Raw genomic sequence first — 12562 nt, forward strand, 5'->3', positions numbered from 1 at the left:
CAAATAAAGGTCTTTATGTTCAGGACAAGATCGACTAAATCATAACTACCGCCATAATTCAGACGAATTGTATATTATATGGATCGACAAAGTCGCATAGAAATGATCAAATGTTTCTTTTTTTATAAAGGAACATCATGAAAGCAGACTTATTATCGCACTTCAAAGCACTCGAAGATCCTAGAGTTGATAGCACTAAACGTTATCCATTGATTGAAATTATTTTTTTGATTATTAGTGCCTCAATTTCTGGGTGCGAGGGTTGGCAATCCATCAGAGATTTCGGTTTACTTAAGCTCGAATGGTTGAGGCAACTCCTACCATATGAGAATGGCATTCCTGTTGATGATACGATAGCGCGAGTAATGAGGAAACTGAACACCAAACAATTTGCCAATTGTTTTACACGCTGGATTCAAGCAGTAACAAAAGCAACGGATGGTGATGTTATTGCCATTGATGGAAAAACACTGCGGCGCAGCTTTAACACGGCTGATGAGAAGTCAGCAATTCATATGGTCAGCGCTTGGAGAACTGCTAATGGCGTTGTGTTAGGACAAGAAAAACAGCTGAAAAAAGCAATGAGATCACAGCCATTCCAGAGTTGCTAAATAGTTTGGCTATTAAAGGATGCATTGTTACCATCGATGCCATGGGATGCCAAAAAGAAATAGCTGAGAAAATTGTAAAGCAAAAAGGTGATTATTTACTTGCACTCAAAGGTAATCAGGGCAATCTTCATGAAGAAGTTACCTCATTTTTAACAGTCGCAAAAGAGACTAATTTTAATAATGTGGAGCATGATTTTCATGAATAAGTTGATGCTGGCCATAGCCGTGTAGAAACACGACGAGCTTATGCCATTGATTTTAAAAAATATAAAAAACACATGCCTGAAGGGGCGAAATGAAAAAAATTAACCAGCGTAGTCATGGTTGAAACAATTAGAGAAGGGCGTAATTTTAGAACAATGGATACGCGGTTTTATATCAGTTCTTGTCTTCCATGAGCCGCGCCACTTGTAGGCGCCACTCGTAAGCATTGGGCTGTCGAAAATTCTTTGCACTTGACGCTAGATGTTACATTTCGAGAAGGTGAGTCTAGAATTAGAAAGGAAGCTGCTCCAGAAAACTACGCCATTTTCAGGCATATTGCACTCAATATCATTCGTCTCAATACTTCTATTGATGCAAGTGTGAAACGCAAGAGGCATATGGCTGCAATGAGTGATGATGTGCGTACAACCCTCGTTAAGGGTTTAAATTAAGATGTGGTTGCCCTGGCGATAATGAGATTAATTGACATGATGTTAAATTGAGTGAATAATGAACTTTTATTTTGATATTAGTCCCAATATAATGCAACTAGTACGCTTACAACATATGATGATGCGCCGCCTGGACACTGTTGTCGAGGTTGGGCGGAGTTATTTGTAAATAGCGCTAACAAACTAATCCTCACCAATACCAGTGTCCAGGTCCCGCGGCACTGGTTCTAAACCGCTGAACCAGCAAAAAGCGCTCAAACTATAAATTCAGCAGTAAAAAATTCAGGCTAAACAGCGCAACAATGTCCTTAAGAATTAGTCTGTTAGCCGTCATTTTATTACTATCTTGCTGCTGAATTTAACCCGACTTACTTAACCATTTTGAAAATCCAGGGTTAGAAGTTCGGGGAGAAGAGGCTATATTCATGAGTTCTAATTTAACAGATATTGAATCAGATATTTTTAACATCGAGTTCGTTTTAAAGTCTTATATTCAGCGCCATATTAAAGGTGTTCCACCCAAGTATACCTATCCCGAGGAGTCCGGAGTAAATCCTGCATTTCAATGCATTGAAGAGGTAGACAGACCCCTTCGTTTAAATGAAAAACGGATATTTGTTTTACGCAGTGATTTCTTGCTTGCAACGGGGGTAAAAAATGCTGAACAGCAACATGGTTACTTAGGGATGAAAGAAACTTTTGATGAGTCACAACAAGTCTTCCTGAATTGGCAAGACAGATATGGTCATCCCTCTCTTGCCATAGCAGATAATAACTACGATGGAACTGTTCTGTACGCTGGCTTTCTTTGCCAACGCAACGGATATCTGGATATCTTTTTATCGTCTGGAAGATATAATCGTTATGGAAGAGCTGGGGATGGAATTTTACCCTTAACAAAAGAACAGATTGATATAGTAGAGTCTTATCTGACCCTAAAGTTTTGCAAAGCTTATGGGACAAAAAAAATAGTCTTTTATGATACTACACCCGAGCACGATAATGCTGACTCAACATTATTCTTTAATGATAAGCCGTTTCCTGAAAGTAAAAGTTCCAGGACATATAACTTATCAGCAATAAAAAATGCTGTGAATGTAGCGCAATGTGATTCCTGTTATGCCAAAGCTCAGCGATATATAAAAAAAAATATTCCTCCTGTTAAACCTAAATACAGATACCCTGGCGAAAGCTGCATTAATCCAGCATATCAGGATATTAGCAGTATCCGATCTCCCTTGCGTCCACAAGAGAAGCGAATTTGGGTCCTACGGGGTGATTTTATTTTAGCAACTGGGGTAAAAAATGCGTACCAGAAAGAGTATGGATATACTGGACTTAAGGATAGCTTTAGCAATTCCCTTTACCTTTTTTTAAATTGGAGCGATCGTTATGGTCATCCTTCACTTACACTGGCTGAAGGTAATTACGATGGCTCCGCATTTTATGCAGGGTATATATGTCAACGAACAGATTATTTGCAGGTTTATCTTGTCTCAGGACGTTTTGAGCGCCGTGATTTAAATAGGGACCAAACCCGCATATTGGAAGCTTACATTGCTGCTCAGTTTCAGACAGTTTATGGCCATCAGGATATTGTTTTTGATTATGGCGATTCAGAAATTCCCAGATATCACGCAACTTTTTTCAGTGGAGGAATATTTGAGAACGGTAACCCTCAACGACGTTACAATCAATCATTAATCAGAGATATTTTACAGAATATACCCATGGAGCCGAATAAAGATGTATGGGAAAGAGTAATTTTTCAGCATAATTAATAATTCATGAGGGCTAGCTTCCCTCATTTCGATAACAGAAAATTCCAGAGTAAAAGTTGCTAAAACAACTCGTATTTAGCGAACAGATAAACCATCATTGGAGTGATGTGCTTAAAGCGGATCCGGCTGCGGCAGCACCTACCCCCAAAACCAATCCTATTGCTACGGGTTTAAAAAAATTAAAGTGATTCGTTTTTTTTTCTGTTTCATTGGGCTGAGGCGCTTGAAGCATCGTAGGGCCGTTTGGTGGAGATGCATTTACAAGAACTCCTTTACGGGCCTTGATTTTAATTGCAGAAAAAATTACGTCCCTTTTTTTTGCTTCCAGAGTATATTCTCCTTCGGGTACATTGAGAAAAGCAACGCCGCCATCCAGAGAAGTAGCTTCTAGTGTTCTGATAAAGGGATTGGTTTTATGGATAATTGGGAAGATCCCAAAATAAAAGGGTTTATTGCTTACCTTCGGTGATAAAGTCACTTCAACATCGGCAACACCTTGTGGAATGTCATCCATAGTTGTATTGGGCGGCGTAATGGTTGCAGCAATCTGACAGGCTTGAGTATCTTCAGTAACCCCCATAGCCCAGGAAAGAAATTTACAAGCCAGATGAGAAGGAACTTGAAATGTAATATTTTTTAGATAGTTATCATCGTTGATACCTTCAGGAGGAACGATTAAAGTTGCACTTTGTGTTGTTCTATATCCAGACCAAAGTGACCCTGTCTTTTCAAAAACCAAAGTAATCGGCTCCCCAATAGGCCATTCAAACGGCCCAAACTTTCCATCAGAATCGGTACAAAGCTCTAACCCTTCATCTTCAATAGCAGTAATCCTTCCTCCAGAAATACGTTCACCTGATAGAAATGAAAGTACTACGCCAGAAACTTTTGTTACACCAATCTTCATAATAAATTCCTTTTAAAATCTATGGATGCCCATGGTATTATATCAAGTCTTGCAGATGTGATTCGTACTTTAATGAGTTTTTTCGAAAGCAGAAAGCCTATTTAACACGATACATACCTGAAATCCAAAAATATGTGTATATTTTACCCGCATCCAAACTCAAAAACCAACATAGTTCTTTAGCTTACTTTATTTAATTGTTTTAGTGCAAATCGCTACTAATAAGCTATGGAATATGGCCACATAATAAATTGAAACTAAATGCATTTTTTGCTTTGTTATATCCAAAATATGATTTAAATAAAGATTAAATGAATAAAAATTGGAAAATAAGCCGATAATATGTTGCTTTAAATTTGATCTTGTGTAAAATTTGCTTCAACTATGAACAGCAAATATATAATAATTGGTATAATTTATCTTACGTTCAGATTCCTAGTGCTTGTGCACCATGAAAAAGCTCCTGAGATAACAGTACCTCCTAAAAAAGAAGTCACTCAAACTCTGGTACCTCTAAAAGAAGAGGCTACTAAAACCCAATCTCTAAAGAAACCAACAACACAGAAGGATACTTCTGCTAAGGTTAAATTAAAGAAGGTGACTGCAAACAAAGAAACTTCCTATAAGCGGAGTAGTACCTCTCATAAACATAAAGAGAAGATGATTATAAATAACAGTGCATCTGATAAGCTATCTTTGATAAAAGTCTCTTTTGACGAATTGCCAGGCTGGGATAAAGCTGATGTCAAAAAGTCTTTGTTAGCATTCCAGTTGTCTTGTGACGCATTCTTAAAGCAGAAACCATCTCACTCAACCGGATCCACTCTCATCAAATTAAAAGCTGGAGACTGGCATCCAGCATGTAAAGCGGCTGTCGCTCTTGATTCAATCTCGGAAGATACAGCAAGAACATTTTTTGAAAAGTGGTTTCATCCTCTTGAATTTGAGCAAAAAAAACCTGTTCATGGATTGTTTACAGGTTATTACATGCCTCGACTGGAAGGAAGTTTAAAAAAAACCTCAAAATACAATACACCAATTTATGGATTACCAAAAAACTCAAGACAAATACATTATACCCGAGAACAAATAGACAACGGATTGCTTAAGAGAAGCGCACCTGTTCTTGCTTGGATTCACAGCCCTGTTGAACGACTTTTTTTGGAGATAGAAGGTTCGGGAGTTATTCAACTAACTAATGGTAAAAATATATACTTAGGATATGCCGGTGAAAACGGTGCTCCCTATACATCAATTGGCAAAGTACTTATTGATAAAGGGATCATGACTAAAAATAATGCGTCTAAATCGGCCATTATACGCTATTTGGAGAGTCATACTGATATTGCAAATAATATCATCCATAAAAATAAATCCTTTGTTTTTTTTGAACACTTAAAGAGACCTGTTGCTGTAGGGGCTCAAGATATGACTCTTACTCCGGGTTACTCTTTAGCCATTGACAAAAAATGGATTCCACTTGGTGCACCTCTTTGGTTGGATACTAAAAGACCTAGTGCACAACAAAGTAAGGAGAAGCAATTTCAACGACTTATGATTGCTCAAGATACAGGTGGAGCAATTCGCGGATTTATGCGAGGAGATATTTATTGGGGATCTGGGAAAATCGCCGCATTTCTTGGCGAACATATGAAAAATAAGGGACACTATTGGCTATTGCTCCCAAAACATAGTTTTAACAGACTTGCTCAATAAAAAAGCACGAGGAATTGATATCAAAAATAATAATCTCGACTCAAGGTATTGATTCAAGAGCGTTACAACTGTTTTGTATTCCTGAAGTACATCTTTGATCTAAATTCTACAATAACTCCAACTTTTTGATTTGAACTTAATAGTTACTTATTTGCCTTCAGCATTATTTATTTTTCACTGCTTTTGAAGAAGGAATTTGATGTGAGGTTATTGCAACCGGCCATGTTCTTATAGGGGCAGACATACTATCTGCTACCTTTCGGACCTCTCGAGAAGAGCGTATTGGGCCTATAGACACCCGATAATAATTGCCATGATGGATGGTCTTTACCGGATAAGTAGTTTTTGATTGTAAAAAAAGCCGATATTGATTCGCTCGGGATTGATTTAGAAAACTTCCTGCCTGAATGTACAGCTCACCAGTAGAAGATCTGTTGAATTGCTCCGCATTTTCAATACCGTATATAGTTCGAGCCAGAACCTGTTTAGAAAAACCAATTACACTGCTGTCATGGGTCACGATTACTAGCCCACCCTCTGGCCACTCAAAGTAGCCCACTTAGGGTAAATTTTTTTAACTCACTTGTCATCTACTAAATTAAATTTCGGTATAAATTTTTTCCTGTATGACTCCCCATCAAGAACAATTCGATAAGCTTTATTTACGATACGATCTAATGCTGCGTTTGCCATAACCGGATCATAAAATAGCTCCATCCATCCTTCTATTTTACGGTTAGTAGTTATAATTAGCATAGAGTTTACATGGATAGCTGCTATTAAATCATACAGATCAGTGGACTGTTCTGGCGATAATGCTTTCAGCCCGAAGTCATCTAAAATAAGCACATCGTATCGTGAGTAACGTTTAAAAAGCGCAGTCCATGTTTCATCCGCTCTTGCTTGGTGGAACTGATTTAACAGTTCATTCGCTCTTATAAAGCAGACTTTTTTATGTCGTTGACATGCCATTAGACCCAGGGCTTGAGCCAGGTGAGTCTTTCCGGTGCCAACAGGTCCCATGATGATGACATGGTTTTTTTCTTTGATAAACTTCCCTGTCATCAGGGTGCGGATGGCTTGTGTGACTTGTGTTGAATATCGAGCCAGTTCAAAATTTTCAAAACACTGAGGCTCCTCAAATCGAGCTTGCCTTACACGCCCAGCAAGCAATTTTTGTTGACGAGCCTCATCCTCATCCTGAAACAACATTGAGAGCAACTCTTCATAAGAGAGGGACGCTGCGCGAGCCTGTTCTACTCTTGCTAGCAGTGTGTCTGGGATCCCTGTCAAACGTAGTTTTTTTGCAAGCTCTAACATATTGATATCACTCATAATGAGCCTCCATCGTTGAGCTGTAATCACTTGCTGCGCGAATATAGGCAAAGTTCTCATGATTGGCCGAGCGCTTAGTGGAGAATGTTCTCGTGTCTTTTTTATCCAGGCCTTCCGTGAGGATTTTTTTCAATGATTGATGAGTATAATTATCAAATAAAATCGCGCGTAAACATGCATTTTCAAGGCGCTCATTACCGTATTCCTCAACCAAGCGGATGATAGCCTGGGCTTTTCTTAAGCTCGTTCTAGAGCCTTCAGCCAGTACCTTTGTGACCATTTCCTCCGTTGCCTGACCAATTGCTTTGGCCGCTTCAATACAAACGCCAGCAGTATTTTCTAAGTAATACTTTGCAGAATTATGGTAGTCATTGGGATCCGTTTCCCACTGTCCACGCCCGTAGTTACGAATATGGGTCTTAATCAAAGCATGATTCACATAGGCCTGAACGGTCTTCAAGCCAACTCTAATTTTAACCTTTGTCCCGATATGTATCGTTGGCACAGAATAAAAATTACCAGCAACAACAAAATGATGGTCACGATGAACTTGAGCATCCATCCAAATGGGCATATCAAAAGCGCCTGCTGGCAGTGGGTTTAATAAATTAAATTCTTCATTTTTAAATACGTCAATTGGCTTTTCACCAGTGGTACTGCAGATGACGTGCGATACCTTATTAGCGCACCAATCACGTGCAAAGGCGTTCATCGAGGCCAAATCATCATAGGTTATCCCCGCGATAACCTGTTCTTTTACCAATTGAACACTACGCTCAACCTTCCCCTTGTGCTCGGGCGTTCGAGCCTTCGCCGGATCGGCTATAAAGTCATAAAAGCGAGATAACTCTGCATAGGTTTCATTGACCGTTGGATCATAAATATGTGCTTTAATAATTCCCGATTTCAAATTGTCTAAAAGAATGCAGTTGGGCACGCCTCCAAAAAAATGAAAGGCATTGATATGGCTTTGCGCCCATGATTGCTGATTTTGAGAATGTACAAACTCAACATATCGATACCGACTATGTGATAACGTCATAATAAAAGCGTATGTTTTTTTATTATTGATAAACCCAACAAACGCATAGTCAACTTGTGCTTCATGCCCAGGCTTTGTTAACAAATGTACCGTAGCCTTAGGCAACGAGGGGAAATGACGTTCAATATAACGACTAAGACTTCTTCGACTGCTAACAAGACCATTATCGCTTAAAATTCGGTGTATCTGCATATGGGTAATCCACTTCTCAGTGAGGAGTGATGCTATTTTTTCGTGATGCGCCTCAAGTTCTTTTTCTGATTTATTGGGTCTGTTGTTGGCTAATATAGGCGCGGTTTTCTGGACACAAAAAAAGGTTTTTTAAGAGCTATTCTTCTTAATACAAAGAGGAGAATAAAATGTCTAAAAAGCGAGCTTATTATACGGCGGCCAAGAAGGCAAAAATAACGCTAGCTGCGATTGAGGGGAAACTCACACAAGCGCAAATTACCAGTGAATACGGTGTTCACGCAACGCAGGTAAAAACTTGGAAGCAATCGGCCATCAAAGCCATTAACGATTTATTCTCTGGGGCTAATGAAAAAGAAGCCAAGTCCCAAGAGCAGCTTGTTGAGGCATTATATCAAGAAATTGGTCGACTTCAAGCGCAGCTATCTTGGCTAAAAAAAAAGCATGAACTTTAGTCTGGATGAAAAGCGCGTCATGATTGATCCTCTTGCCGAGCTCACCATTCGTGAACAATGCTTGCTATTAGACTTGCCTGTTTCAAGTTATTATTATAGTGCCAAGCCCATTTCTGTCGAAGATGAAGCGCTTATGGCGCTACTTGATGAGCACTATCTGCAGTATCCATGTGAAGGTAAAATTAAGCGGGCAAGATGGCTGTCAAAAGAAGTAGGCTATCCTGTTGGTAAACGTCGAGTAAAAAAGTTGATGGAAATGATGGGGTTATCGACTGTTTACCCAAAGCCAAATACAAGCGTTCCCAATAAGGAGCATGAGGTGTTCCCTTATTTATTAAAAGAGGTGGATATCACCAAACCAAATCAGGTTTGGGCCGCAGATATCACCTACATCCGCATGAAAGGAAAGCATGTGTATTTAGTAGCTATTATGGACTGGTATAGTCGTTATGTGATTGGATGGGCTATTTCACCTACTATGGAGGCTGAATTTTGTATTGAGGCGCTTAGAAACGCTTTGCTGCATTCGCGTTGTGAGATCTTTAACACGGATCAGGGTTCTCAATTTACCTCAAAAGATTGGATAAATACGCTAAAATCTCACCACATTTCTATCAGCATGGATGGGCGAGGACGTTATTTAGATAATATATTTATCGAGCGATTGTGGCGTAGTGTTAAGCAAGAAAAAATCTACCGGTATGATTTTGATACAATTGAAGAGGTTGAGCTGGCCTTAACGGAGTATTTTGAGTATTATAATAACCGAAGGCTTCACCAGTCCTTTAATTATTTAACGCCCGCAGAGGTGTATTATGGCCGGAAAAGACCATAAACCCTAAATGAGAGCGTCATGACTTACCCACAAGGCCCACAGGCCTATACGAGAAAGTGAAGCTCTCCTGACCTGTGGACTTGTGGATAAGTCATTCTGATAGAGTTGTGGTAAAATGACCTAAGACAATTCGTAGTAGCAATCACTATTCATACGGTATTGAGTAGGTTTAAATAGGTTAATTTGAGTGAATTTTTAACTATAAATGATGGATGAATAGCTCTTATTTTTCCTTAATTTTGTTCCAGACATGCGGACCCATATCAAAGAGAAGGTCGAGTTATTTCATTTTCGAGATAAATATCAAAATGAAGTGGATATCATCTTAGAGAGGATTAATCATTGGAGTTGAAGTCAAAACATCAGCAACTGTAACCATGCACGACTTTAAAGGATTAATAAAGTTGGCAGAATTTAATCCTTCAAAATTTCAATATGGTGTCATTTTTTATTCTGGAAAAGAGATATTATCTTTCTCTCAAAATGAAATTAAACTATTTGCCTTACCAATAAGTTTGTTTATCAAATCGATTACTAAAAAAGTATCCGTTCGGTGAAATACACCTAGAGGAATAAGTGAAAATTGAAGAAGATCGCTACACCATAACTATTGGAGTAGACGATGACAAAAAGAGATGAGTACTGGAGTGACATGGTTAAATCCTATGAGGAAAGTGGTTTAGCACCAGGATTATTTTGCCGTAATAAAGGAATATCAGACTCCAGGCTCAGATTTTATCGCAATAAATTCAAGAAAGAGTCTAAAGCAGTTACCCCAGCCAAAGAGGCTTTATTTGAGCCACTTATTATTACTCCATTACCTTCTGCTAAGGCAGTGTTTAAATTAGTTATTGAACTCCCTAATAAAATACGCTGTGAACTTGATGCAGCTGACCATCAACACCGACTGATATTATTAAGGGAGTTGATGACCTTATGTTAATTCCAGATGATGTTCAAGTGCATTTATATTGTGGAATAACTGATATGCGCAAATCCATTAATACTCTAGCCATTCTGGTGCATGAAGTTTTTGGAATGGAGCTTAGTGCAGGTCATTTATTTTTGTTTCGTAGCAGAGGAGGAGATAAGTTAAAAGCACTGTACTATGAAGAGCAGAGTTTTACCTTATGGTACCGCAGATTAGAGAAAGGGAAATTCATTTTCCCCCGCAATACCCAAGGTCATATTGAGCTGACAAAAGAGCACTTAAAATGGCTCATGGCCAGCAATAAATTCACCTTTCATCAAGGAGGAAACCCGGTGATTTACCGTGATTTTCATTGAAAAACACTGAAGAAATCATGGTGGTTATGGTATAATATCACCATTAAAACAAGCACTAAACCAGCCATGATTTCCTCAAAAGACCAATCACTTTTAATGCCTTTGCAGGAAGAAATTAATCAATTAAAAAAAGAAGCTCTGGAATGGAAGCAAAAGTATTTTAATATGCTAGAGCAATTCAAACTGGCTCAACAGCGTAAATACTCTCCCTCATCTGAACACAATATTCTGCAAGGCGAGTTGCAATTTGATGAAGCAGAAAGCATAGAGGTCACAGAGCTGCCGCAAGAAGATAATACAATTACGGTCACCTATACTCGCAAAAAACCAGTACGACGCCCATTACCTCCAGAGTTACCCCGTGAAACCATTGAGCATGACATTGCAGAAGAAGAAAAACTGTGTGCTTGCGGCTGTATGAAGCAACGTATTGGCGAAGAGGTCACGGAACAGCTAGAGTTTGTTCCTGCAAAGCTGACGGTCATTGCCCATGTGCGACCCAAATATGCATGTAATCGTTGTGATGAAGGGGTAAGCATTGCCCCTATGCCGCAATTATTCCTTCCTAAAAGCATTGCCACACCAAGCCTTGTAGCTCATGCCATTATTAGTAAATACCAAGACCACCTCCCTTTATACCGTCAAGAGCACATCTGGAAACGAATGGGCATTGAGATGGCTCGCAATACAGTATGTGGATGGATAATGGCAGCATCTGAGGTATGTAGCCCAATGAGGAACGCTCTAATCAAAGAGCTGGTTGCATCAAACTACCTTCAGGCCGATGAAACACCACTTCAGGTGATGGATGAGCCTAATCGAAAAAATACATCCAAGAGCTATATGTGGGTATACCAGAATCACAAACCGGATAAAAAAATCATTGTGTTTGATTATCGTGAAACCCGACAAGCCCAATGGCCTAAAGAACTACTTAAAGAGTTTAAAGGCTATTTACAAACAGATGGGTATGTTGGTTATGACTGGGTTGATGACCATCCTGATATTATTCATTTGGGATGTTTTGCACATGCCAGACGTCCTTTTGCTGAGCTTGTCAAACTGGCTAAAACCACAGGTAAATCACATCAGGCCGTGGCGTATATTCAAAAGCTCTATGCCATTGAAAAAATTGCTCGGGATGGGAACTATACGGCAGAACAACGCTATCAGATAAGGCTCGAACAATCAAAACCCATTCTTGACGCTTTAAAGACTTGGCTTGACCAATCCTTAAAAAATGCGGTACCCAAATCAAAGCTGGGTGATGCCTTAGTTTACATGTCTCAGCGATGGAAGGAGCTTACTGCTTATTTGCTTGATGGGATGCTCGAGATTGATAATAATGCCATTGAAAACATCATTAGGCCTTTTGCTCTGGGCAGAAAAAACTGGCTCATGTCTGGAAGCCCTAGAGGGGCTCATGCTGGGGCATTATTCTATAGCCTTATTGCAACAGCTAAGTCCAATGGCCTTAATCCTTTTGATTACCTCAAAGTCCTCTTCGAAAAAATCCGCTTCTGTAAAACCGCAGAAGACTTCACGAATCTTCTTCCTTTTAATCTCAAGATGAATTAACCCCTTCTTCTAATGCAACCCGTAGTTCACCGAACGGATACCTAAAAAAGAGGATATTCAATAAAGCAAATCTATATCCAAAAAAACAAGAGCCTCAAAAGAGGCTCTGTGCCCTAGGGGAAAAGTCCTAGAGGAAGTAGTCACATCACTACACGTAATGGATGAGGTTG

The 12562-nt window shown here is 39.3% G+C and carries 11 protein-coding genes and 1 pseudogene; 8 read left to right on the forward strand and 4 right to left on the reverse strand.

Annotated elements, in window-relative coordinates:
* Window positions 1-137: 137 nt before the first annotated feature.
* Window positions 138-817, forward strand: a pseudogene (locus tag HRS36_RS13030) (ISAs1 family transposase).
* Between the two features lie 875 nt (window positions 818-1692).
* Window positions 1693-3048: a hypothetical protein gene (locus HRS36_RS13040; protein WP_173237646.1), complete on the forward strand. Its 1356-nt coding sequence runs from the start codon at window positions 1693-1695 to the stop codon at window positions 3046-3048.
* A gap of 94 nt (window positions 3049-3142) precedes the next feature.
* On the opposite strand, the gene HRS36_RS13045 is transcribed toward HRS36_RS13040, so the two are convergent.
* Complete coding sequence (locus HRS36_RS13045) at window positions 3143-3955, reverse strand: peptidase associated/transthyretin-like domain-containing protein (RefSeq protein ID WP_173237647.1); 813 nt, start codon at window positions 3953-3955, stop codon at window positions 3143-3145.
* Window positions 3956-4339: 384 nt separating this feature from the next.
* Here HRS36_RS13045 and mltA point away from each other — a divergent pair, with 384 nt between their 5' ends.
* Window positions 4340-5671 carry a murein transglycosylase A gene (gene mltA / locus HRS36_RS13050; RefSeq protein WP_173237648.1) on the forward strand — a complete coding sequence of 444 codons (1332 nt, stop codon included), beginning with the start codon at window positions 4340-4342 and terminating at the stop codon, window positions 5669-5671.
* 163 nt (window positions 5672-5834) lie between these two features.
* On the opposite strand, the gene HRS36_RS13055 is transcribed toward mltA, so the two are convergent.
* The 3 genes from HRS36_RS13055 to istA are packed head-to-tail and all read right to left on the reverse strand — an operon-like array spanning window position 5835 to window position 8336.
* Window positions 5835-6191: an SPOR domain-containing protein gene (locus HRS36_RS13055; RefSeq protein ID WP_173237649.1), complete on the reverse strand. Its 357-nt coding sequence runs from the start codon at window positions 6189-6191 to the stop codon at window positions 5835-5837.
* A 59-nt stretch (window positions 6192-6250) separates the two neighbouring features.
* Window positions 6251-7006 carry an IS21-like element helper ATPase IstB gene (gene istB, locus HRS36_RS13060; protein ID WP_173235440.1) on the reverse strand — a complete coding sequence of 252 codons (756 nt, stop codon included), beginning with the start codon at window positions 7004-7006 and terminating at the stop codon, window positions 6251-6253.
* On the reverse strand, window positions 6999-8336 hold the full coding sequence (istA, locus tag HRS36_RS13065) for an IS21 family transposase (protein WP_173238527.1): 1338 nt from the start codon (window positions 8334-8336) through the stop codon (window positions 6999-7001). Before istA ends, istB begins: the two co-directional genes overlap by 8 nt.
* A gap of 71 nt (window positions 8337-8407) precedes the next feature.
* On the opposite strand from istA, the gene HRS36_RS13070 reads away from it, so the two are divergent.
* The 5 genes from HRS36_RS13070 (at window position 8408) to tnpC (ending at window position 12392) form a co-directional block, all read left to right on the forward strand.
* Window positions 8408-8692: a transposase gene (locus HRS36_RS13070; protein WP_173235475.1), complete on the forward strand. Its 285-nt coding sequence runs from the start codon at window positions 8408-8410 to the stop codon at window positions 8690-8692.
* Window positions 8682-9527: an IS3 family transposase gene (locus HRS36_RS13075; RefSeq protein WP_173235473.1), complete on the forward strand. Its 846-nt coding sequence runs from the start codon at window positions 8682-8684 to the stop codon at window positions 9525-9527. Before HRS36_RS13070 ends, HRS36_RS13075 begins: the two co-directional genes overlap by 11 nt.
* Before the next feature lie 622 nt (window positions 9528-10149).
* On the forward strand, window positions 10150-10470 hold the full coding sequence (gene tnpA / locus HRS36_RS13080; protein WP_173236280.1) for an IS66 family insertion sequence element accessory protein TnpA: 321 nt from the start codon (window positions 10150-10152) through the stop codon (window positions 10468-10470).
* Complete coding sequence (gene tnpB, locus HRS36_RS13085; RefSeq protein WP_173236281.1) at window positions 10464-10814, forward strand: IS66 family insertion sequence element accessory protein TnpB; 351 nt, start codon at window positions 10464-10466, stop codon at window positions 10812-10814. The genes tnpA and tnpB overlap by 7 nt, the downstream gene beginning before the upstream one ends.
* 66 nt (window positions 10815-10880) lie before the next feature.
* Window positions 10881-12392, forward strand: a complete 1512-nt coding sequence (tnpC, locus tag HRS36_RS13090) for an IS66 family transposase (RefSeq protein ID WP_173236282.1) — start codon at window positions 10881-10883, stop codon at window positions 12390-12392.
* The last annotated feature ends 170 nt before the right edge of the window (window positions 12393-12562 follow it).

The organism is Legionella antarctica (assembly GCF_011764505.1).
Lineage (GTDB): Bacteria > Pseudomonadota > Gammaproteobacteria > Legionellales > Legionellaceae > Legionella > Legionella antarctica.

Bases quoted from the DNA above. Each gene is read 5' to 3' on its own strand.
- HRS36_RS13075 (WP_173235473.1), top strand. From the start codon at position 8,682: ATGAACTTTAGTCTGGATGAAAAGCGCGTCATGATTGATCCTCTTGCC.
- tnpA (WP_173236280.1), top strand. From the start codon at position 10,150: ATGACAAAAAGAGATGAGTACTGGAGTGACATGGTTAAATCCTATGAG.
- HRS36_RS13040 (WP_173237646.1), top strand. From the start codon at position 1,693: ATGAGTTCTAATTTAACAGATATTGAATCAGATATTTTTAACATCGAG.
- HRS36_RS13070 (WP_173235475.1), top strand. From the start codon at position 8,408: ATGTCTAAAAAGCGAGCTTATTATACGGCGGCCAAGAAGGCAAAAATA.
- HRS36_RS13045 (WP_173237647.1), bottom strand. From the start codon at position 3,955: ATGAAGATTGGTGTAACAAAAGTTTCTGGCGTAGTACTTTCATTTCTA.
- tnpC (WP_173236282.1), top strand. From the start codon at position 10,881: ATGATTTCCTCAAAAGACCAATCACTTTTAATGCCTTTGCAGGAAGAA.
- tnpB (WP_173236281.1), top strand. From the start codon at position 10,464: ATGTTAATTCCAGATGATGTTCAAGTGCATTTATATTGTGGAATAACT.
- mltA (WP_173237648.1), top strand. From the start codon at position 4,340: ATGAACAGCAAATATATAATAATTGGTATAATTTATCTTACGTTCAGA.
- istB (WP_173235440.1), bottom strand. From the start codon at position 7,006: ATGAGTGATATCAATATGTTAGAGCTTGCAAAAAAACTACGTTTGACA.